This window comes from Cytobacillus sp. ABV4_503 (assembly GCF_056158445.1).
This window is the reverse complement of sequence record NZ_JBSWTH010000001.1, coordinates 4,107,707-4,129,288: the sequence shown is the minus strand read 5'-3', so window position 1 is coordinate 4,129,288 and position 21,582 is coordinate 4,107,707. Positions and strand designations below refer to the sequence as shown.

Below are 21,582 nucleotides of genomic sequence, written 5' to 3'. Positions count from 1 at the left end.
GGGTAGTAATTACTATGGATAATCGTCCGCAGTGGGGATCCAGAGCTGGCTTTATAATGGCAGCGGTGGGTTCTGCAATTGGTCTAGGAAACATCTGGCGTTTCCCTGCAGTTGCATATGAAAATGGAGGGGGAGCATTCTTTTTTCCATACTTGTTTGCTCTGCTGACAGCAGGTATACCGCTTCTGATTATGGAATTTACCATTGGCCATAAGTATCGCGGTTCAGCACCACTGTCTTATGCTAGATTAAGTAAAAAATACGAATGGTTAGGCTGGTGGCAGGTAGCCATCTCATTTGTCATTTCAACATATTATGCGGTTATTATCGCATGGGCAATGTCCTTCGCAGGCTTCTCGTTTAATCTTAAATGGGGTGACGATCCAAACGGATTCCTATTTGGAGAATATTTGAAGCTTTCTGAAACGCCAGGAGATGTAGGCGGGATTGTACCAGGAGTTTTCATTCCGTTAATAATTGTTTGGGTAGTAACACTTGGCATCCTGTTCAAGGGAATTAAAAAAGGTATTGAAATCGCGAACAAAATCTTTATTCCTGTCCTTGTAGTTTTATTCTTAATTATTGTTGTTCGCGCATTGACGCTTGATGGAGCAATCGCAGGCTTGGATGCATTCTTTAAGCCTAACTGGGAGATGATTGCAGAACCTAAAGTTTGGGTTGCAGCATATGGCCAGATCTTCTTTAGCTTATCAATTGGATTTGCCATCATGGTAACATATTCAAGCTACCTTCCTAAGAAAACGGATCTGACAAATAGTGCTTTCATTACAGGTTTTGCAAACTCTGGATTTGAACTTCTAGCAGGGATCGGGGTTTTTGCCGCATTAGGATTCATGGCTGCACAGCAGGGTGTAGGTATTAATGAAGTGGTATCATCCGGTGTAGGATTAGCATTTGTGGTATTCCCGCAAATCATTAACGAATTCCCTGCTTTTAATGGGCTATTCGGGTCTTTCTTCTTTATCTGTTTAACACTTGCGGGCTTAACATCGCTAATATCAATTGTTGAAACATTTGTTGCCGGAGTACAGGATAAGTTTAATGTGTCACGTAATAAAGCTGTTCTTGTTGGCGGCGGTTTGTCTGCTGTTATTTCCATCCTTTTTGCGACACAGGGCGGTTTATACTTCCTTGATGCAGCGGATTACTTCATTAACCAGTTTGGCGTTGCCCTGGCAGGACTTGTCCAGGTTGTAATTGTTGGATGGGTATTGAAAGAATTGAAAAATCTTCAAAACCATGCAGATGCTGTTTCCGATATTAAACTTGGAGCATGGTGGAAAGTGTGTCTAATTGGAATTACACCAATCGTTCTTGGTTATATGATGATTCAAAACATTATTACCAATGTTAAAGATAATTATGAAGGATATCCTACAAGCTTCCTGCTCTATTCAGGTTGGGGAGTAGCAATTGGAGCCATTATCTTAGGCTTTGTATTTATGGCAATTAAAAAGAACGAAACACAGACTAAACTTACGATCCCAAATGATAAGGAGGTATCTCAATAATGTCCGGTGGCGCAATTACAATGATGGTGGTTGGGATGCTCATTATCTGGGGCGGTCTGGCAGCAAGTATCATGAATGCCGTATCTAAAGCAAAACAAGCTAAATAATTGAAATTAAGGACTGTCCGTTTAAAGGGCAGTCCTTTTTTACATTATTTTCTCCTGGCTTTTATCCGATCCTGTCTTTCCCATAATCTCAAATGAGGATATGGATCATAGGACCACTCAGTATAGCCATTGTCTTTGTAGATGCCATAATGGAGATGGGGAGGGAATTTGCCTGATGTACCCGGAGGCCCGTAGCCAGAGCTTCCTACCCCTCCTATCATCATCCCGGGTTCAACGATTTGCCCAACTTTCAGGTCTTTTGCAAATCCGCTTAAATGGGCAAAGTAATGATAGTTGTTATTAATATCACGGATTCCGATTCTCCATCCCCCATATTTGTTCCAGCCTTTCATTTCCACTATTCCATAGGATGTAGCCCGGACGGGCACCCCGTAATCAGCGAAAATATCGGTTCCCTCGTGAATCCGTCTTCCGCCCCATCCTCTTGCGTCACCCCAGGTATTTCTATAGCTGTAATTGCTCCTCAGGGGGACAGGGAAGGCGTGATCATCAAGATCAAGGCGGCCGAACTGCTTATAAATCTGGGCTTTGCCGATAATGATGCCGACAGCTTTATCACGCTTATAATAGTTCCACAATCCAATTTTTAAATTATCATGGTCTGTACCATAGGAGAGAAGGAAATTGGCAAAGGAATGAAGAACATCTTCATCACTTTTCAAGCTGGCTTTTCCGTCCCCGTCCCCGTCTATTCCTATTCCGTTGAAAAATTGAATGGATGTAGGATTTTCATCAGATGGATCTGGATTCAAAATCCCCGCCCATTCTTCAGGTTTGAAATAGATGCCTGTAATGCCTTCGGCTTTGGGAATATCCCTTCTGGACTGCCTGACATTCCGTTCATACTGATCAATCCCTGCAAGGTAATACCAGGGAATATTCGTAACAGCTTCAACTTTTTTATATAAGGTCATTCTTTGTTTATATACATCAGCTGGATTTTCTTGAGCGTTCACTGTGCATAAGGAAATCAGAAAAAACGATAAGGCCGCAGCTGCGGTAAGTAATATCCGCACGGAAATCCTCCCTTCTTTTATGGTCTGCTTATTTAGTTTGTGAGGAATAGATAATTTAATAAATATCAATTAATGGTAATACCAGAATCTTCGGCTTGTCCTCTTCCATTCATTATGATAAAGTGGCATCAGGTGAAGCCTAATCAGCTTAGTCGGAATTTGCTTATGACTGGCTTTTTTAATTGGCAAGAATGTATAAATTCTGAAATTAGATTACTGTCTGGCTCCAGCGCCTACCCCCTCGAGGTCACAAGCTTGTCTTGTTTCGGCTCCTAGGGACTCGGGGTCATAAGCCGTTTCCTTTCAGAAGGAAAAACGCCTTCTTACAGGAACCGTCTTATGCCTGTCGTCCCTGGGCAGTCGCCTCCACATTTCGAGCATCCTCACAAAAAGGCAAATGACGCCTTTCTGTGAGGCTCGTCTTGTGCTTGTCGGGGGTGAACAAGGCGCCTCCGCTTTTCTATACGTCTAGCTTCAGTCTTTTAAGGAGTGGGAAAATGAGCAAAAAAGAAGAGTACTTGCGCAAGCCGGAGTGGCTGAAAATAAAGTTAAACACAAATGAAAATTACACTGGCCTGAAAAAAATGATGAGAGAAAAGAATTTGCACACTGTTTGTGAAGAGGCTAAGTGCCCCAACATTCATGAGTGCTGGGCAGTAAGAAGAACTGCTACGTTCATGATTCTTGGGGATGTTTGTACGCGTGCCTGCCGTTTTTGTGCAGTTAAAACGGGTCTGCCAACTGAATTGGATCTTCAGGAGCCTGAACGTGTGGCAGATTCAGTAGCGCTAATGAACTTAAAGCATGCAGTGGTGACAGCTGTAGCAAGAGATGACTTAAAGGACGGCGGTGCTGCGGTTTTCGCAGAAACGGTCCGTGCCATCAGAAGAAAAAGCCCTTTCACGACGATTGAGGTATTGCCTTCAGACATGGGCGGTGTGTACGATAACCTGAAAATGCTTATGGATGCCCGGCCGGATATTCTTAACCATAACATCGAAACAGTTGAGCGCCTGACTCCAAGAGTAAGAGCTCGTGCAAAATATAAGCGCTCTCTTGAATTTTTAAAGCGTGCAAAAGAGATGCAGCCAGATATCCCTACAAAATCCAGCTTAATGATCGGGCTTGGCGAAACAAAAGAGGAAATAATTGCAGTAATGGAAGACCTGCGTGCTCATGATGTTGACATTATGACAATAGGGCAGTATCTGCAGCCATCCAAGAAACATCTTAAGGTTTTGAAATACTATTCACCTGAAGAATTCCAGGAGCTGAAGGACATTGCCATGAGCAAAGGCTTCAGCCATTGTGAAGCAGGTCCTCTTGTCCGCTCTTCCTACCATGCAGATGAGCAGGTAAATGCGGCAGCTAAACAAAAGCAGCTTATGGGAGAAAAGGAAATCCAGCAGGCATAAAATGAAAAAGAGTTCAGCGCCATCGCTGGACTCTTTTTTTAAAAAATAGCAAGTAAAGAACTTTAAACGTCGATTCTGTTTTGCGCAAGCAGCCTGCTTTCCCCTCAAGGTATCGGGGAGGATAGGCAAGGCGCTTCCGTTCTTCGTGGTTAACGGTTTCCTGCTTTTTTGACGGTTTCTCCAAGGTCATCTTTATCCATATCATCATTTCTTTCGCCTTGCATTTCACCGTTTTCATTTTCACTATCACTCATTCTTTCTCCTTGAGGAGAGTTAAGCATTTGTTTAATTAATTGGTTGATGCCATTTTCAGCATTTCGGCCATCGGAATCAACCGTTGCATAGTTTTCAACATTTTTTCTTAAGGATGTATCATCACTTACATAGACATGATACCATCTTGGAACAACAGACATGGCCATCTTTTTAACCTGATCAGCTGTCTGATTGCGATTTTTGGTGTCAGTGTTATATACGATCAGGACTTCTTCGTCGGTAACAAGTGTGGAGATATCATCCACATTCGGCACTTCAGTACAATATTTCCCAATAATATCTGCCACCTGCTCACGGTCGATAGCAGCATAATGGTCCGCTGAAACGTTGTCTCCCATGATTGGGCTTTTTTGATGGCGGACATATCCAAAGTCTTCGCTGACATTGTTTCGGCCATTTCGGCCGTTGCCCATATCTCTATTATACAAATCGGCACGCTGGTCATTTACATTTATTGTGTGACCGGTTTCTTCATAAATATCTTCTTTTGCGGCATTGTTTTGACAGGCAGTCAATGCAGCCATACCGCTTATACCAATAATAATTAGTGATTTTTTCACTATAGACACCTCCTCATCTATAGAATTGCCACAGCTGAATTTTTTTCTCTTAGTAATTGATGGGGAATCAGTTATAATTTAATTAGGACAATTCATTGGTTTGTTTTCATATCCTGTTATTTCCAATATAATATTTGTACATATGCTCTTAAGAAGAGGTGAAAAAATGGTTTGCATTAATAATGTTTGTTATGAATTAATTCAAGAAGAACGGAATGGTTTCAATGAGGAAGCATTTCGGGGTAGATATAGCGAAATTTTATCCAGATATGACTATATTGTTGGGGACTGGGGATATGGACAGCTTCGTCTCCGCGGTTTTTTCGATGATCAGAACCAGAAGGCTTCATTTGATACAAAAATCAGCACACTTACAGAATATCTATATGAATTCTGTAATTTCGGATGTGCCTATTTTGTTGTGAAAAAAGTGAAAAGCTAAAAAAGGGCTGGGGGAAACCCTGCCCTTTTTTGAAATACTGTCCGGCTCCAGCGCCTGCCCCCTTGAGTGTGCTTGCGCTTTTTTTAAGTCTCTGTATATGGCGGCTCTTCGTTTTTATCAGGGTCATCATGCGGCGGGTGCGCCCCTGGCATTTGCCGCGGCAAGTTTTGGTGAAGGGACTTAAATTCATAATTGAAGGCGCTGTAATAGCGCTGGCCCTCTCGCCATGGGGTGCTTTTGTTCTCTACCGGCTCATCCGCATTTCTGGGAGAGCCATAGGCACCTTCAGGCAAGTCCTCGGGAATAAGGAAATTCCTTTGCGTTTCCACATTTGAGAAATCGGTGTATGTGCGTCTTTCTTTATCGTCCATGCTATCACTCCTTAGGAAGTTATATGAGCAGGGTCTTTAAAGAAGAAAAAGGAGAACCCACCAAAATAGGTTCCCCCTTAGTATCTGTTTATTATCGTATATTAAACGATTTCCATTAGAAATGACTTAAGCTCCTCTGCATCTTCCTCCGAAAGCTGAAAGACATGCTCGAGATAGCCTTCTTCCTTTAAATCATCTTCTCCAATAATGGCGAATCTGCTTCCCTGGATATCAAGGACCAATTGTTTGCCGTAATAGCGATCGGAACGAACAATAGCCAAATCGAATCGCTGGTTTTCTCCCATAAAGCTGACGAATCTGGTTTTTGTATCTTCAAGATCATCATATAAGAAAAAGCGTTCTGCCAAATATAACACTCCTTAGTTGTTTTATATCCAATTATAGCATGTCCTTAGCAGGTTTATGTCCGCAGGTGATGATTCTTTTTTCTCTTTTCACCCTTGAATGGGTGCGAGTGCAGCTGGATTGATAATTTTTTCTACCAAAGGAATAAATACTCAATTCAAAATATTGTGATACAATAGCTGGTAGGGTAGCATAGTAATAAAGGCTTAATAGGCAATTTAAAAATAAAGCTGGCACCTGAGAGGAATGAAAGGTATGGTCCACCATTACATAAAGAGATTTAATCCGATTGGAAATTGGGGCAAACTTATGCTTCCTTTAAATAAGATAAAGTATTTCCCTCCCCAATTCATTATTCGTGACCCGGTTGCAGAAGGAGTAAATCTGGCGCTGAAACAAGGTTTTGAAGTGGCCGTAGCTGTTTTTAATTTTAGAAATTGGCAAGACCTGTCCGAACAGCTGGGTGAGCTTTCTTTCAGAAAGTTTATAAAAAACATCAAGAAAATATTTCTGGCTGTCATTCAGCGGGAACTTGAAGATAATCAAATTATTATCCTTCATGATCATTATAGCGATGGCCTTGCCTTAATATTGAAAGTGGACCATAGCAGGGATTGTGTGACAGAGATTGATCAAACACTGAAAAAAATTGTCAGGGAAGCTGAAAACTACATAAATATTGATACACCTCATATAAAGCAGGTTATTGATGCGGGATATATGTTTGTTGAAAAGAAGCATCATTCGTCTGTTCAGGAAGCAATTTACAAAGCCCATCAGCATGCTCTCGCAATGGCCGAAAAAAGGGCAAGATCCGAGTTTAATGAAATGATGTACAAAATGAATAAGATTATAGCTAAAAAGGATATCAAAATGCTGGCACAGCCCATTATTAATGTGGCTACAGGCGAGGTGAAGGCATGGGAAATGCTTACACGAGGCCCGCACGGCACTTCCCTGGAAAGCCCTCTTCAGCTTTTTAGCATTGCGCGGCAGACGGGCAGTCTTTATGATCTGGAGCTTATCGTATTTGAGAAAACACTCGAACAAATAACCAAGACAGGCTGCACCCAGGATATATTTATTAACTTCACCCCGATTACAATGGGGAATGAAAGGTTTGTCAGGGACGTAAAGAAAATGCTCACAGGCTATAAAAATATCCCCCCTGAGCAGATCACACTTGAAATTACTGAACGTGATCCCATTGAAGGTATTGAAAACTTTATATACAATATAAAGGTATTAAGAACATTAGGATTTCGGGTGGCTGTGGATGACACGGGTGCAGGTTATGCCAGTTTAAATTCCATAAGTGAGATTATGCCGGATATTATAAAAATCGACCGTTCCGTCATTAAAGGCATTGATACGAACAGAGTAAAAGAATCCATGCTGAAGGGTCTTCTTTTAGTGGCGAAAGAAGCGGGTTCACTGGTGGTTGCCGAGGGAATTGAAAGTGAAGGGGAGGCTTCGGTTCTATTCAGAAACAACGTCGATTTAGCTCAGGGATATTTCTACGCTCGGCCGGATACTTTAACCAAGAGCCTGAAATCTTCATAGGAGGAAGGAAGCATTATGTATTTCGTAGACAGGGAAAAGATCGAAGACACACTTAGTTATCTGGAACAGCAAATCTCCCTTTTTGAAGAAGTGAAAGAGTGGACATCCCCTATTGAAAAGGCAGCCTTGGAACGGATTGCCCAAATTATGATCGAAGCTGTCCTTGATACTGGAAATACGATGATTGACGGCTTTATCATGAGGGATCCAGGCAGCTACGATGATATCGTGGATATTCTTGACGACGAAAAAGTAATCAGCAAAGAAATGAGCAATAGCTTTAAACAGTTCATTACATATCGTAAAATGCTCGTCCAAAATTACACAGATGTCAATCATGAGGGGCTAATAACAGCTATAAACAGTCATATGCCCATGATTAAAGAGTTTCCGGGCAGGGTCAGGGAGTATTTAATAAATGAGCTGGGACCGGTTTCTGCTTTTAAACCTCAATAAAGATCGGAGAAATCCGATCTTTTTCTCTATGGAGCATATTAGCTTGAATAAAGAGAAGGGCGGTGAATGTCATGCATGTTGGAGAAAATTCAACAAAAGAAGTTATTTTGAGATTAATCAAAACAACGGGGAAACTTTCCATACTGGAAATGGCCAAAGAGCTGAGAATATCAGAAATGGCCGTCAGAAAACATATTCAGACTCTTGAAAAAGATGGTTTTATTACATCTGACATCCAGAGGCAAACTAAAGGGCGCCCTTCAAAGCTTTATCAGCTAACTGTAAAAGGCGAAGATCTGTTTCCGAAAAAATACAAGCAGTTAAGTGTTGAATTATTAACAGAACTAAAAAGCATGGGGCAGGGCCATTTAATTACAGAGTTGTTTTCCAGAAGAAAAAACCGCCTTGTAAAGCAGTATGAGATTCAGACAGCCGGGAAACCTTTTTCAGAAAAGCTTCAAGTTCTTGAGGACCTCCTCCTGCTTGAAGGCTTTATGCCGGAAGTGCGAATAGAGGAAGGCCAAGTTCATCTTAAAGAGTTTAATTGTCCATATATTGAAACAGCAGAAGAATTTAAACAAATCTGCAGGTCTGAAAAAGAGTTTATCAAAGATTTTCTTTCTGCTGATCATGTTGATATAAAATCGTGTATGGCTGCCGGTGATGGGTGCTGTCATTATATAATAAAGCAAAATTAAGCGAGGGCTCCTATTCAAGGAGTTTTTTTGCGGGAATTACTGTCTTATTTATCCCTTCAATCGTGAAAAATTGCACAATGCACCACGTTCCTTTAAGATAGCTTTTATGGGCGATAGTTCAGTTGAAAAATAGGGATATTAAAAGCATAAATCATTTGGGAGTGATGGCTGTGAAAAAATATAAAGGATACTTAATCGATTTAGATGGCACCATGTATCGAGGGACTGAGCTGATCAGTGAGGCAGCTGATTTTGTCAATAAGCTTCGGGAACTGGATTTGCCATATTTGTTTGTAACGAATAATTCCTCTAGAACACCAGCCCAGGTGGCGGATAAGCTTGTGAAGTTTGGCATCCCTGCCGAAGAGGGTCAGGTTTTTACTACGAGCATGGCCACCGCTAACTACATATATGAACAGCAAAAAGATGCTTCTGTATATGTGATCGGAGAGGAAGGAATACGGGAAGCACTGGCTGAAAAGGGGCTAAGCTTTGCTGAGGAGCATGCGGATTACGTTGTGGTGGGGATTGACCGCTCGATTAACTATGAAAAGCTATCCATCGCCTGTCTGGCTGTCCGGAATGGAGCAGTATTCATTTCCACAAATGGTGACATTGCCATTCCAACAGAAAGAGGGCTGCTGCCGGGTAATGGGTCACTAACCTCTGTCATCACAGTATCGACACAAACACAGCCTGTATTTATCGGAAAGCCGGAATCGATTATCATGGAGCAGGCTTTAAAGGTGCTGGGAACAGCTAAGGAAGAAACTCTGATGGTTGGAGATAACTATGATACGGATATTTTAGCAGGAATGAATGCAGGTATGGACACCTTGCTTGTCCATACGGGTGTAACAACGAAAGAGTTATTGAAGGGGTATGAGAAAAAGCCTGAGTTTGTGCTCGAATCATTAGCGGATTGGGACTTTAAGTAGAAAAAGGATGGAGAATAGCTCTCCATCCTTTTCTATTCCACATTTTCGGCACTGTGTGCCAGTCTGCTCGAAGCGGCTGCAGCGATAGCTCCTACAATATCATCGAGAAAGGTATGGCATCTTCCTGAACTTTTATCGTTCAGATCCTTCAGAATGCCAGGCTTCAATTTATCGATATATCCAAAATTGGTAAAACCGATGGAACCATATACGTTTACAATGGATAAGGCCAATACTTCATCCGCTCCGTATAATCCTTCATCAGTAGCGATAATCGACTGCAGCGGTTCTAAGAGCTTCTTTTCCTCGGCCAGCATATCAAGCTGAATGCCTGTTAAAATGGCGTTTTGGACTTCTCTTTTTGATAAAACACGCTCAACATTATAAATGCAATCTTTCATCTGTAAACTGGGGTGATATTTCTCTTGAAGGAAGAACACTAAATCAGCTATATCCTGAATTTCTACCCCTCTTTCATGGAGCCATTTACGTGCTGTCTGCTCTGTAACGTTAACTGCTTTTTTTTCTTCATTCATTGGCTTCACCTTTTCTGGTTATTAAATAATTGCGGGAAAGTCCTGGCCTAACGTAAGGTCCTGTGGTTATGCACTTTTAGATTCTTTTCACTATGTATATACCCTTTTTTTATCAAATATGCCCGCTGCAGCTGAAACGGAAAAATTTCATTTCCTATATCATTTCCATGGTACATAGTCTTATCCAAGAAAACAACAAGTTTTAAAGTCTTCTATCATATATATCCCATAAGGATCACTCCAAAATGAGGTGGTATAATGTTTAGAACACTTTTGAAAGAACAATTTGGCATAGAAGCTGAGGATACGATGAGAATTGGAAAATATGATGCGTGCCGAAAGCAGGGACAGCTCTATTTGCTTGTGCCTGCGGGTCATACAGATAAAGAGGAACTCGAAGAATTGGACCTAATGGCTGAACACCTTTCCAATAACGGGGATAGGAACATAAGCACTTTTTTGAAAACGAAGGAAGGCAAACAGTCAATTGAGTGGAACGATAGCCGTTTTTGCATTCTTGTTAATCGGCATACACTGAGCAGAAAACAAAATCAGTTTGGGCGCAAGCTGGCAAAGTTCCATTACAGGGGCAGGAGCATTTCTTTTCCAGTGAAAAAAACGAGCAGAATCGGTCAGTGGAAACAGCTTTGGGAACAGAGGCTGGACCAAATGGAAAAGGTGTGGAATGAGATGCTTTTCCAAAAACCTGAAAATGATTTTGAGAGAATGTTTTTAGAGTCGTTTCCATACTATATGGGGCTGGCTGAAAATTCGATTCAGTATCTTGTGGATACAGAGCTTGATGACGAACCCGAAATGGCAGACAGCGGAACCGTTTGTCATATAAGACTAACATCGGCCACCTGGGGCGACAGTTATTATATGAAAAATCCATTTGACTGGGTATTCGACCATTCATCCAGAGATTTGGCGGAATGGACGCGAGAAAAATACTTCCATAATATCAAAACGTATCAGCCGGATCTCCGCCAATTTTTATCGGAATATCAAAGTGTAGGGCCATTATCCTCCTTCTCATGGCGGCTATACTACGCACGTCTATTGTTTCCTCTCCATTATTTTGAAACAGTAGAAAATTATTATGGCGCAGATTCTGAACAGCAGAAGCTAGTGCTTCAGGAGCGCCTGCAGAAGTATCTCTGGCAATCTGATGACCATGAGCGTTTCCTGGGGGGATTTTTTGAATTTGCCGAGGTTCCCATCAAAAAACTCAGGATACCTCTGGTGAATTGGATTAAGAGATGAAAAAAGGCAGGGAAATACCTCTTTCTTGGCGAAAGGAACATAAAGCTGAGAATGTAAAGAGGGGATATTATTATGAAACCATACGTATTTATCAGCAGGAAGCTGCCTGAAGATGTTATTGCCATTTTAAAAGAAAAGTACACAGTTGAAATGTGGGATCGGGAAGATGTGCCGGTTCCTTACGATGTATTCATACAAGAGGCGAGAAAAGCAGATGCCCTTTTAACTATGCTATCAGAGCCGGTGAATGAAGAGGTTCTGAAAACAGGAGGGAAGCTGAAGATCATAGCCAACATGGCTGTAGGCTATGATAATGTGGATGTTGAGACAGCAAAAAGACTCGGAATCACGGTGACCAATACGCCAGAGGTATTAAATGATTCAACTGCCGACCTGACCTTTGCACTTGTGCTCGCTGCAGCCCGCAGAATGGTGGAGGCTGCTGAGTTTGTGAAGAAGGGCAATTGGAAGAGCTGGAGTCCGCTGCTTTTGGCAGGTATTGATGTGCATCATAAAACAATCGGTATTGTGGGAATGGGGAATATCGGGAAAACAGTTGCAAAGCGTGCCGCAGGATTTGATATGGAGATTCTATATCACAACCGCACGAGGAAACCGGATGCGGAACAGGAACTGGGAGCCCAATATGTCAGCTTTGATGAATTGCTTGAACGCTCAGATTTCGTTGTCTGCCTGACGCCTTTGACAGAAGAAACAAGAAATTTATTTAACCGGAACGCATTCCAGAAGATGAAAGACAAGGCTATTTTTGTGAATGCCTCCAGAGGACCGGTTGTAAATGAACAAGATTTATATGAAGCATTGGAGGCTGGAGAGATTGCCGCTGCAGGTTTGGATGTTTTTGCGGAGGAGCCAATTGGTGCAGAGCACCCGCTGTTGGGGCTGAAGAATGTGGTAGCTATTCCACATATAGGTAGTGCCAGCATAGAAACGCGCTATGCCATGATGAAGCTGTGTGTGGAAAACATTGATCTCGTCCTTTCAGAAAAGAAACCGAAGACACAAGTCAAATAAAAGTGATGAAGGCACCCAAAGCAGGGTGCCTTTATTGATAGATAAAAAAATTTAAAAAAATTAAAGCGCAATAAAACAGTATGTTAAGCGCTTCCAAGTACTATTTTCGGAAAATTGCCTATTGTAAAAATGCCGCTTGCCCCCTATAATGTCTACTATACAAATACAAATGTACTTACATAGTGAACACTAAAGGGGGAGCTAGCGTGGAATCAATCTCAATCGGTTTATTAGGATTAGGAACAGTTGGATCGGGTGTAGTGCAAATCATTGAGAAACACCAGGATAAGCTCATGCACCAAGTCGGCTGTCCGGTTGTTGTAAAGAGAGTTCTTGTTAAAGATGCAGATAAAGAAAGAGCAGTTAAAGTGGACAGGAATTTGCTGACACTAAATCCTGAAGATATTATTAATGATGCTGATATAGATGTAGTAATTGAAGTAATGGGCGGCATAGAGGAAACAAGAGATCATTTAAAGAAAGCTTTGGATAATGGCAAGCATGTGGTGACGGCAAATAAGGATCTAATGGCTGTTTATGGACCTGAATTGCTGGCTGCTGCAGCGCAAAACGGATGTGATCTCTTTTATGAGGCAAGTGTGGCCGGCGGCATTCCAATTTTAAGAGGGCTGGTAGATGGATTAGCTTCAGACAGAATTACAAAAATGATGGGAATTGTGAATGGGACAACGAACTTTATTTTGACAAAGATGAGCAAGAATGGGAGCGCTTATGAGGAAGTTCTAAAAGAAGCCCAAGAGCTGGGATATGCGGAAAGCGATCCGACTGCAGATGTGGAGGGCCTTGATGCAGCAAGGAAAATGGCGATCCTGTCAACACTTGGTTTTTCCATGAATATTGACCTTGATGATGTAAAGGTTAAAGGCATTACAGAGATTACAGAAGAGGATCTGCAGTACGGCAATCAGCTTGGCTACACCATGAAGCTGATCGGGATTGCCCATCGGGAGGGGGAGAAGGTGGAAGTAAGTGTCCAGCCGACTCTGCTGTCCGAGTCTCACCCGCTTGCATCAGTTCAGGATGAATACAATGCTGTATATGTCTACGGTGAAGCGGTAGGGGAAACGATGTTCTACGGACCCGGGGCGGGCAGTCTGCCTACAGCTACAGCTGTGGTATCGGATCTTGTTGGTGTCATGAAAAATATGCGTCTTGGCGTAAATGGAAAAAGCGCGGTAGCACCTCAATATGATAAGAAATTAAAAGGTGCAGATGAGATATATTCGAAGTATTTTCTAAGATTGCATGTAAAAGATGAGGTAGGGACTTTTGCCAACATCACATCCATTTTTTCTGATCATCATGTCAGCTTCGAAAAAATCCTGCAGCTTCCTTTAAAAGAAAAAGGGCTTGCTGAAATTGTGCTGGTTACCCACCAGGCATCTTTAAAGGATTATGAAGATATTTTAGTAAGTTTAAGAGATTTGCCGGCAGTCCAAACAATCAAAAGTTCGTATCGTGTGGAAGGGAGCGCCAGAGTATGAGATGGGAAGGCCTTATAAAAACTTATAAAGATTTTTTGCCTGTTAATGAAAATACACCAATGCTTACTTTAAATGAGGGCAACACTCCCCTGATCAGGCTGGATAAACTCTCGAGGGACTGGGGGATTGACCTCTATGTGAAAACGGAAGGAGCAAATCCAACAGGTTCATTTAAAGACAGAGGCATGGTTATGGCTGTTGCAAAGGCAAAAGAAGAAGGTAGTGACGCCATCATCTGTGCCTCCACCGGCAATACCTCTGCAGCAGCGGCTGCATATGCAGCCAGAGCCGGCATGAGATGTGTGGTTGTCATTCCTGAAGGGAAAATCGCCATGGGAAAGCTGGCGCAGGCTGTTATGTATGGGGCCGAAGTTGTATCTATTGAAGGTAATTTTGACCAGGCACTGGCAATGGTGCGGAAGATAAGCGAAACAGAACCTATTACTCTCGTAAACTCTGTTAATCCGTATCGTCTTGAGGGCCAAAAGACAGCGGCCTTTGAAATCTGCGACCAGCTTGGAGGCGCTCCGGATATCCTTGCTCTTCCTGTGGGCAATGCAGGCAATATTTCTGCCTATTGGAAAGGGTTTAAGGAATACAATGAAGCAAGGAGTACAGGACTTCCGAAAATGCATGGAGTACAGGCTGAAGGTGCAGCGGCCATTGTGCATAACCGTGTGTTTGAAAATCCCGAAACGATTGCTACAGCCATCCGAATCGGAAATCCTGCGAGCTGGCACTTGGCCAATGCAGCGCTGGCTGAATCGAATGGTAAAATTGATGAAGTCAGCGACGAAGAGATTCTATGCATGTATCGTAAACTTGCTTCATCTGAAGGGATTTTTGCTGAGCCAGCTTCATGTGCTTCGCTTGCGGGTGTATACAAACAGCTGCGCAATGGAGAGATTCCTCATCAAACAAAGGTTGTGGCCATCCTGACTGGTAACGGACTGAAGGATCCTAATACAGCCATTGATTGCAGTCCTGTTAAACCAGTTTCACTGCCTAATGATGAAAAAGCAGTAGCAGATCATATCAGAGGAGCCGTTCACATATGAGCGAAGGTGAAATGGTTCTCATCAAAGTACCGGGCAGCACGGCAAATCTCGGACCTGGCTTCGACTCGATTGGCCTCGCGTTAAATTTGTATTTGACGCTTGAAGCCGAGAAGTCAGATAAGTTTGAAATGGTTCCTTTATCAGAGCCGCTAAGCATCTACCCTTCAGATGAATCGAACTTTATTTTTCAAGTTGCAATGGATACCGCAAAGAAATATGGAAAAGAGCTTCCAGGATGTAAAGCTAGGATTTCAAGTGATATTCCCTTAACGCGCGGACTTGGATCAAGCGCTGCAGCCATTGTAGCGGGAATTGAATTGGCTGACGCGCTTTGTGATCTTCAACTGAGCCAGTATGAAAAGCTTGAACTGTCATCACGAATGGAGGGGCATCCTGATAACGCGGGAGCTTCCCTTCTCGGAGGCCTTGTCATTGGCTGCATGTCAGAGGATGAGGTATCTGTTCAAAGCATTAAAGATATAAAATTTGATGTTATAGCAGTGGTGCCAAAAGAAGAGCTCCTTACAAAGGAATCAAGAGGCGTCCTGCCTGAAGAATGGTCTTTTAAAGAAGCCGTACAGGCTGGGGCAGTCGGCAATGTCATGGTAGCAGCTCTGCTTAGCGGGAATTATTCCCTGGCAGGCAAGATGATGAGTGCTGACTTATTCCACCATCCTTACCGAAAGAAAATGGTTCCTCATTTGGAGGTCATTGAAAAGGAAGCACCTCTTTTAGGAGCATTTGGAGTTGCCTTAAGCGGCGCTGGACCGGCAGTTCTTTGCCTTGCTGAATCAGAATGTGCTCCAGCAGTGACTGAAGGGCTTCAGCGGGTTCTCCCGGAAATGGAAATACTTTGCCTTAAAATTGATCAGGAAGGCAGCACTGTTTTAAAAAAAAGCCTAGCTGAGCTGGAAGTCGGCCATATAGTATAAATAAAAAAAGCGATGTCATGCCGACATCGCTTTTAATAAGGTAAAATTAAAATACTTGTTCTACTTCGACTACACCAGGTACTTCTTCTAAAAGAGCGCGCTCAATACCGGCTTTTAACGTAATCGTTGAACTTGGGCAGCTGCCGCATGCACCAAGAAGGCGCAATTTAACGATGCCATCTTCAACATCCACCAATTCACAGTCCCCGCCATCGCGAAGAAGGAATGGGCGCAATTTATCTAATACTTCCTGAACTTGTTCAGTCATAGTCGTTTGTTCTGCCATGTGAAATCGACTCCTTTCCATACATTTATTATAATCAAATCAGTCTTAAAAATCTATTCCAAGAGCGTAATTTCCACTCATTAGGAGAATATTTTATTAGGTTTGCTCTTTGTTAATGTTGTAAAATGAAGGTAAGACCAAGTTTTGCATAGGGGGAGAAAAGATTGAAAAAAGAAATTGAAATCACTGTGTATGGTGCGGAGCAGCTTTGTCCAAGCTGTGTGAATCTGCCATCATCCAAGGAGACATACGAATGGCTGGAGGCGGCAGTATCCCGCAAATTCGCCAATCAGGCTTTTAAAATCGTGTATGTTGACATTCATAATCCACCCGAAGAAGAGGCCAAAAAGGAGTTCGCCATGCGAGTGATAGAGGAAGATATGTTTTACCCTGTTGTTCTGATTGAGGATGAAATTGTCGGTGAGGGCAATCCGAAATTAAAAACAATCTATGCGGAAATGGAAAAGTACGGGTACCAGGCAGTTTAATAAAAAATGAGCATCGAAAGGGATGCTCATTTTTTATTTGGAAAGATTTTTTATATTAACAGTTGATTCTGCTGCGCTGGAGGTTAGATTTTATCGTTTTTTGACGGCAGTGATTAAACTTTTTGTTTTCTTCCGGAATTGTAGTTAAATTTTCTTCTCTCCAGCATTTATACAAGAATATTGGTCAGATTTTGATTTTATCGGTCAGTTTACCATAAATATCGGTCAGTTTTTTGATTTAATCGGTTACTTCCCTTCAAATCAAGTTTTCAGCTAAGTCATGGTGCAAATATGAATTAATCTCTATCGTTATCCGCTATTTGGGGTTAAAACGTAAAAAAAGAGCCCGCAATGGGCCCTCTTATCCATTATGGTATTTATACATCCATAAAATCCCTGATTTTAGCAGGCGGGCAACGCGTCCTGTGATAGGGCGTTCTGCGACTAGACCGAATCCGTGCTTTTTGCCCAGAGATCCAAGAACTCCTTTTAGCTTGATTACTGGCAATGTTTCAGGGAGTTCCTCACCTTTCCAGCGTTTCAATAGGATTTGAACAATTTGCTCTGCCTGCCCTTCAGCAAGCTGGGCACTTGGTGCATGGGGAAGGCTTGCACAATCCCCTACCACATAGACATGTTCATTTCCAGGGATATTGTGATGCTTCGTTAAAACTACGCGTCCTTGCTGATCCTTTTCCACATTCATCTCACGAACCACTTTGTTCGGCTGGATGCCTGCGGTCCATACGATGGCATCACAATGGATGGCTTCGTCATGATTATAAAGGGTTTTTTCTTCTACTTTAGTAATATTTGATTGGTTAATAATTTCTACATTATGTTCTATGAACCAACTTTCTACATACGTGCTTAATCTTTCAGAGAATGCGGACAGTATATGCTTCCCTCTATCGAACAATTTGACTTTCAAATCTGGACGGCTTTCATTTAATTCAGAAGCCAGTTCCACTCCGCTTAGTCCTGCACCGACAATTCCAACAACAGAGCCTGGCGGCAGATTATTTAAAGCTTCATACGTTCTGCGGGATTTTTCAATTGTTTGAATGCTATATGTGTGAATGTCGGCTCCTGGAACATTGTGGTACTTATCTTCGCATCCAAGGCCTATTATAATATCATCATATGATACAGGCTCTTCACCCTGAAGATATACCTTGTTTTCCTCGATGCTGATTTTTGTCACTTCACCGTATTTTATGGTCAATCTTTGATGTTCAGGGAAGGATACGCGCACATGCTGATCAGAAATGGTGCCTGCTGCAAGAGCGTAATATTCAGTTTTTAAACAATGATAAGGCACACGATCTATTAGTGTAATGGAGACCTCATCAGGAAGCTGATTGGGCAAAAGTCGGGCAAGCGCCCTCATACCGCCATAACCTCCGCCAAGTATCACAAGATTTTTCATAGTATATTTCCCCTTTATGTCCGTACTGTTTAATTTATCCGAACTCAAATAAACGTTAATTAGTTATCTTAAAAAAATAAATTAATGATATTAATAACCTCAAACCCATAAAAAGTATAACGAAATTGTGTCAAAATCACAACACATATCAGCAGAAAACTTGACAATAAACGACATGAAGTGGTAAATATGTGCACTTTTAAAGGCGAGAACGGAATCCAAATCTTGCAGAATTCAAATAAAAAAGGTAGCATTAACAGGGTAGAGAGGTGAAAGATGTGATTAAGCCAATCATCGAATTTTGCATCAGCAATTTGGCCAGCGGCTCTCAAAAAGCACTGGAAAAGCTGGAAAAGGATTATGACCTGGATGTCATAGAATATGGCTGTCTCGGGTATTGCGGCAAATGTGCAAGCACTCTTTTTGCGCTTGTGAACGGAGAAGTGGTTACTGGAGAAACGCCAGATGAACTGGTTGAAAATATATATCAATATCTGGATGAAAATCCAATGTTTTAATATAGAAAAGGAGCGATTAAATTTCGCTCCTTTTCTTGTTTCACGGCTCCATCACTTGCCCCTTCGAGAAGTCAGAGGCGGGTATGGTTCTGCTGCTTTCCTTAGTTGGCAGCAGCATCTTTTTGTGCCTGTCTCATCTCATACCATCGTTCTCTGGCCATTTCAATTAATTTAGGTTCAGTGGAGCGGCTTTGCAGTTCAATTACTTTCGAGTAGTATTTAACAGCCTGTTCGAACTGATATGTCCTTCTGGATAGCTCTCCGATCAGATAGAAAATCCTCGTTTCAGAAATGGATGATCCTTTAAAATCATCTGACATATAAGAGTCCGAATATTCTTTTAGAGCAAGTTTCAAAAATCGCTGTTCTTGATGATCATTCTTTATACTCCGGTAGAGCCAGGCAAGTCTGATATATAAACCAGCCATAATAATATGCTTCTCCCTTTTTAAAGTTCCGCAATAAATGGCAAGCTTATAGGTGTTGATGGCAGCAGTGATGGTGCGTTCCTGGCAATAATCCTGCGGTATCCAGGCACCCGCAACTTTAGAAATGATCATGTCCAGGGCTCCGGGCGGAAAATAAGGGGAGAAGTCCTCTGATTCTGAGTAGCCGCATTGCGGGCAAGTATTAATATAATATAAAAGAGGATTCATGCTTTCACCAGAATAATTTGGGCAAAAATCACTGTCATAATTAAATACTTTTACAAATCGGGAGCGGAGTTTTTTTGTGGTGAAACTCTTTTTGCAGACTCTGCATCCGCATTTTTTATCATAAGCAGGCTTTAATTGCTGCATAGAATGCCACCTCCGAAGATAACTATTATGACTATTGTACCATTTCCTGCTGGTTTCAGGGTGTAAAGAACTATTTATTAAGCATTGTTCAGAAAAAACAATAAAAAGAAAAAGTCTCTTAAGTTGAGCACATGCACTTTACTGTATATACTATGAATATAGAAGTATCCTTACATGGACAGGAGGGAATAACATGGAACAAATTGTGGATATAACAGAAGCTGCAGCTTTGCATATAAAAGAAATGATGAAACAAAATGAGGAAGAAGATGCATTCTTGCGTGTAGCCGTTAAAGGAGGCGGGTGCAGCGGACTTTCCTATGGAATGGGGTTTGCCCACGAAGTCGGGGAAGATGATATCCAGTCAGATCACTATGGTATCCAGGTTCTTGTCAGCAAGGAAGACGCCCCTATCTTAAAAGGCACAAAAATTGATTACAAACAATCCATGATGGGCGGCGGATTCACAATCGACAATCCCAATGCCATTGCATCCTGCGGATGTGGATCCTCTTTCCGTACCGCTTCAAATACAGGTACTCCGGAAGAGTGCTAAATACTGCATTTAAAGCTTCTAGACAGTTACTGAACTGATTTCGAATAGCTGCCTTAAAAAAGGACGGTCCCCAAAGGGGGCGTCCTTTTCATATTTTATTTGCCAAACATGGAAGAGCTGTGCATTGGCTGGACTTTCGCTTTTGGATCAATGTAGGATTTTGCGTGATTCACTGCAGTTGGTGCTTCACCGAAACCGCAGGCAATAAGCTTCACTTTTCCATCGTAGGTGCAGATGTCACCGGCAGCATAGATGCCTTCGATATTTGTTTCCATTCTTGAGTTAACAACAATGGAGTTCTTTTCAATTTCAAGACCCCATTCCTTAATAGGACCGAGGGAGGAAACGAAACCGTAGTTTACGATTACAGCATCAACATCAAATACCTCTTTTTCCTTTGAAGTAACACCTTCCAGGACGACTTGTTTGATTCCTTCGCTGTCACCGATAAGCTCAGCGGGCACATAAGGCGTTTTGATTTCGACTTTAGAGCTCTGCAGATTCTCTACACTGTGCTCATGCGCACGGAATTTATCGCGGCGGTGAACAATCGTTACTTGTTCAGCGATAGGCTCAAGCATTAATGCCCAGTCTACTGCAGAATCCCCGCCTCCGAAAACAACTGCTTTCTTGCCGGCGAATTGATTTAAATCATCAATGAAGTAATGAAGGTTCTTGCCTTCGTATTGAGCTGCGCTGTCAAGTTCAAGACGGCGAGGCTGGAACGCGCCATTGCCGGCAGTGATAATGATGGTTTTTGAGTAATGTACTTCTTTATTGGTTGTAAGCTTAAATGTTCCATCAGCTTGTTTCTCTAATTTTTCAACAGATTGTTCAAGTGATACAGTGGGCTCGAATTTAGCCATTTGTTCTTTAAGGTTATCAATTAATTCCTGGGCGCGGACTTTCGGGAAGCCGGCAACATCATATATGTATTTTTCAGGATAAAGAGCAGATAACTGTCCCCCAAGCTGGGGCAAGCTTTCAATAATCTTAACTGATGCTTGTCTCATGCCCCCGTAGAAAGCAGTGAATAAACCAGTTGGCCCCCCGCCAATGATGGTTATGTCATACACTTTTTGATCTTCTTTCATGCAATATCCCCCCACGTATGTATTGAAATTCCACTCTTTATTCTAACATAAATCGTTTAAAACCTCATCAATCGAGGTAAATATTATGAATAATGGGAAGATTTCAAATGAAACACTGAATTTAAAACACGTATATTCTTTTAAGTTATCCTGAGATTTTTAAGTTTTTCGTCTATTTTTTTAGGCTTGAAAAACTATATGAAGTAGAATAAGATGTAATGGAGGAATAATGTTAATATTTTATGACAATTTTGTTGAGTTTTTTTGAACTAATTCGTGAATAACATCACAAAGTTTTTTTATGTTTTTTGCTATAAA

The 21,582-nt window shown here is 41.9% G+C and carries 24 protein-coding genes and 1 pseudogene; 16 read left to right on the top strand and 9 right to left on the bottom strand.

Annotated features, from left to right (window positions below):
• Positions 1–14 precede the first annotated feature (14 nt).
• Together ACXAD1_RS20835 and ACXAD1_RS20830 are read left to right on the top strand one after the other, a co-directional pair.
• Positions 15–1,532, top strand: a complete 1,518-nt coding sequence (locus ACXAD1_RS20835) for a sodium-dependent transporter (RefSeq protein ID WP_206840301.1) — start codon at positions 15–17, stop codon at positions 1,530–1,532.
• Positions 1,532–1,639, top strand: coding sequence for a methionine/alanine import family NSS transporter small subunit (locus ACXAD1_RS20830; RefSeq protein WP_206840302.1), 108 nt, complete (start codon positions 1,532–1,534; stop codon positions 1,637–1,639). The genes ACXAD1_RS20835 and ACXAD1_RS20830 overlap by 1 nt, the downstream gene beginning before the upstream one ends.
• 44 nt (positions 1,640–1,683) lie before the next feature.
• On the opposite strand, the gene ACXAD1_RS20825 is transcribed toward ACXAD1_RS20830, so the two are convergent.
• On the bottom strand, positions 1,684–2,676 hold the full coding sequence (locus tag ACXAD1_RS20825) for a M23 family metallopeptidase (protein WP_474910874.1): 993 nt from the start codon (positions 2,674–2,676) through the stop codon (positions 1,684–1,686).
• Positions 2,677–3,173: 497 nt separating this feature from the next.
• Here ACXAD1_RS20825 and lipA point away from each other — a divergent pair, with 497 nt between their 5' ends.
• On the top strand, positions 3,174–4,091 hold the full coding sequence (gene lipA, locus ACXAD1_RS20820) for a lipoyl synthase (RefSeq protein WP_206840306.1): 918 nt from the start codon (positions 3,174–3,176) through the stop codon (positions 4,089–4,091).
• Positions 4,092–4,240: 149 nt separating this feature from the next.
• On the opposite strand, the gene ACXAD1_RS20815 is transcribed toward lipA, so the two are convergent.
• Positions 4,241–4,927, bottom strand: a complete 687-nt coding sequence (locus tag ACXAD1_RS20815; RefSeq protein ID WP_370223714.1) for a YhcN/YlaJ family sporulation lipoprotein — start codon at positions 4,925–4,927, stop codon at positions 4,241–4,243.
• 166 nt (positions 4,928–5,093) lie between these two features.
• On the opposite strand from ACXAD1_RS20815, the gene ACXAD1_RS20810 reads away from it, so the two are divergent.
• Entirely contained in the window at positions 5,094–5,369 is a 276-nt protein-coding gene (locus ACXAD1_RS20810; RefSeq protein WP_206840310.1) for a YutD family protein, read from the top strand.
• A gap of 83 nt (positions 5,370–5,452) precedes the next feature.
• Here the strand turns inward: ACXAD1_RS20810 and ACXAD1_RS20805 are convergent, their stop codons facing one another.
• Together ACXAD1_RS20805 and ACXAD1_RS20800 are read right to left on the bottom strand one after the other, a co-directional pair.
• On the bottom strand, positions 5,453–5,740 hold the full coding sequence (locus ACXAD1_RS20805) for a cytosolic protein (RefSeq protein WP_113883627.1): 288 nt from the start codon (positions 5,738–5,740) through the stop codon (positions 5,453–5,455).
• Positions 5,741–5,841: 101 nt separating this feature from the next.
• Positions 5,842–6,108, bottom strand: a complete 267-nt coding sequence (locus ACXAD1_RS20800; RefSeq protein ID WP_206840312.1) for a DUF3055 domain-containing protein — start codon at positions 6,106–6,108, stop codon at positions 5,842–5,844.
• A 307-nt stretch (positions 6,109–6,415) separates the two neighbouring features.
• On the opposite strand from ACXAD1_RS20800, the gene ACXAD1_RS20795 reads away from it, so the two are divergent.
• The 4 genes from ACXAD1_RS20795 (at position 6,416) to ACXAD1_RS20780 (ending at position 9,761) form a co-directional block, all read left to right on the top strand.
• A complete protein-coding gene (locus tag ACXAD1_RS20795) occupies positions 6,416–7,669 on the top strand; it encodes an EAL domain-containing protein (protein ID WP_474910873.1) in 1,254 nt (417 codons plus the stop codon).
• A 15-nt stretch (positions 7,670–7,684) separates the two neighbouring features.
• The gene (locus tag ACXAD1_RS20790) at positions 7,685–8,125 is read left to right on the top strand and encodes a DUF86 domain-containing protein (RefSeq protein WP_206840315.1); all 441 of its coding nucleotides are present in this window, start codon (positions 7,685–7,687) and stop codon (positions 8,123–8,125) included.
• Between the two features lie 71 nt (positions 8,126–8,196).
• Positions 8,197–8,823 carry a helix-turn-helix transcriptional regulator gene (locus ACXAD1_RS20785; protein WP_206840316.1) on the top strand — a complete coding sequence of 209 codons (627 nt, stop codon included), beginning with the start codon at positions 8,197–8,199 and terminating at the stop codon, positions 8,821–8,823.
• Positions 8,824–8,993: 170 nt separating this feature from the next.
• Positions 8,994–9,761, top strand: a complete 768-nt coding sequence (locus tag ACXAD1_RS20780) for a TIGR01457 family HAD-type hydrolase (protein ID WP_206840317.1) — start codon at positions 8,994–8,996, stop codon at positions 9,759–9,761.
• A 32-nt stretch (positions 9,762–9,793) separates the two neighbouring features.
• Here ACXAD1_RS20780 and ACXAD1_RS20775 read toward each other — a convergent pair whose 3' ends face one another.
• Entirely contained in the window at positions 9,794–10,297 is a 504-nt protein-coding gene (locus ACXAD1_RS20775; RefSeq protein ID WP_474910871.1) for a phosphatidylglycerophosphatase A family protein, read from the bottom strand.
• Between the two features lie 258 nt (positions 10,298–10,555).
• Between ACXAD1_RS20775 and yutH the strand changes: the two genes are divergently transcribed.
• From yutH to thrB, 5 genes are all read left to right on the top strand, one after another.
• Positions 10,556–11,563 (top strand): spore coat putative kinase YutH, encoded by a 1,008-nt coding sequence (yutH, locus tag ACXAD1_RS20770; protein WP_206840319.1) that lies wholly within the window; start codon positions 10,556–10,558, stop codon positions 11,561–11,563.
• A gap of 72 nt (positions 11,564–11,635) precedes the next feature.
• Complete coding sequence (locus ACXAD1_RS20765) at positions 11,636–12,598, top strand: 2-hydroxyacid dehydrogenase (RefSeq protein WP_474910870.1); 963 nt, start codon at positions 11,636–11,638, stop codon at positions 12,596–12,598.
• 206 nt (positions 12,599–12,804) lie between these two features.
• The gene (locus ACXAD1_RS20760) at positions 12,805–14,103 is read left to right on the top strand and encodes a homoserine dehydrogenase (RefSeq protein ID WP_206840321.1); all 1,299 of its coding nucleotides are present in this window, start codon (positions 12,805–12,807) and stop codon (positions 14,101–14,103) included.
• A complete protein-coding gene (thrC, locus tag ACXAD1_RS20755) occupies positions 14,100–15,161 on the top strand; it encodes a threonine synthase (protein WP_206840323.1) in 1,062 nt (353 codons plus the stop codon). The genes ACXAD1_RS20760 and thrC overlap by 4 nt, the downstream gene beginning before the upstream one ends.
• Positions 15,158–16,093, top strand: a complete 936-nt coding sequence (thrB, locus tag ACXAD1_RS20750; protein ID WP_474910869.1) for a homoserine kinase — start codon at positions 15,158–15,160, stop codon at positions 16,091–16,093. The genes thrC and thrB overlap by 4 nt, the downstream gene beginning before the upstream one ends.
• A gap of 46 nt (positions 16,094–16,139) precedes the next feature.
• Here the strand turns inward: thrB and ACXAD1_RS20745 are convergent.
• Positions 16,140–16,361 (bottom strand): annotated as a pseudogene (locus ACXAD1_RS20745) (NifU family protein); the annotation flags it as partial.
• Positions 16,362–16,543: 182 nt separating this feature from the next.
• On the opposite strand from ACXAD1_RS20745, the gene ACXAD1_RS20740 reads away from it, so the two are divergent.
• Positions 16,544–16,867, top strand: a complete 324-nt coding sequence (locus ACXAD1_RS20740; RefSeq protein WP_206840327.1) for a YuzD family protein — start codon at positions 16,544–16,546, stop codon at positions 16,865–16,867.
• Between the two features lie 361 nt (positions 16,868–17,228).
• Here the strand turns inward: ACXAD1_RS20740 and ACXAD1_RS20735 are convergent, their stop codons facing one another.
• Positions 17,229–18,296, bottom strand: coding sequence for an NAD(P)/FAD-dependent oxidoreductase (locus ACXAD1_RS20735; RefSeq protein WP_474910868.1), 1,068 nt, complete (start codon positions 18,294–18,296; stop codon positions 17,229–17,231).
• A 278-nt stretch (positions 18,297–18,574) separates the two neighbouring features.
• Here ACXAD1_RS20735 and ACXAD1_RS20730 point away from each other — a divergent pair, with 278 nt between their 5' ends.
• Entirely contained in the window at positions 18,575–18,814 is a 240-nt protein-coding gene (locus ACXAD1_RS20730) for a YuzB family protein (RefSeq protein ID WP_009331689.1), read from the top strand.
• Between the two features lie 101 nt (positions 18,815–18,915).
• Here ACXAD1_RS20730 and ACXAD1_RS20725 read toward each other — a convergent pair whose 3' ends face one another.
• Positions 18,916–19,614 carry a DUF2225 domain-containing protein gene (locus ACXAD1_RS20725; RefSeq protein WP_474910867.1) on the bottom strand — a complete coding sequence of 233 codons (699 nt, stop codon included), beginning with the start codon at positions 19,612–19,614 and terminating at the stop codon, positions 18,916–18,918.
• A 193-nt stretch (positions 19,615–19,807) separates the two neighbouring features.
• On the opposite strand from ACXAD1_RS20725, the gene ACXAD1_RS20720 reads away from it, so the two are divergent.
• Entirely contained in the window at positions 19,808–20,170 is a 363-nt protein-coding gene (locus ACXAD1_RS20720) for a HesB/IscA family protein (protein WP_206840331.1), read from the top strand.
• Between the two features lie 95 nt (positions 20,171–20,265).
• Here the strand turns inward: ACXAD1_RS20720 and ACXAD1_RS20715 are convergent, their stop codons facing one another.
• A complete protein-coding gene (locus tag ACXAD1_RS20715) occupies positions 20,266–21,264 on the bottom strand; it encodes an NAD(P)/FAD-dependent oxidoreductase (protein WP_206840332.1) in 999 nt (332 codons plus the stop codon).
• Between the last annotated feature and the right edge of the window lie 318 nt (positions 21,265–21,582).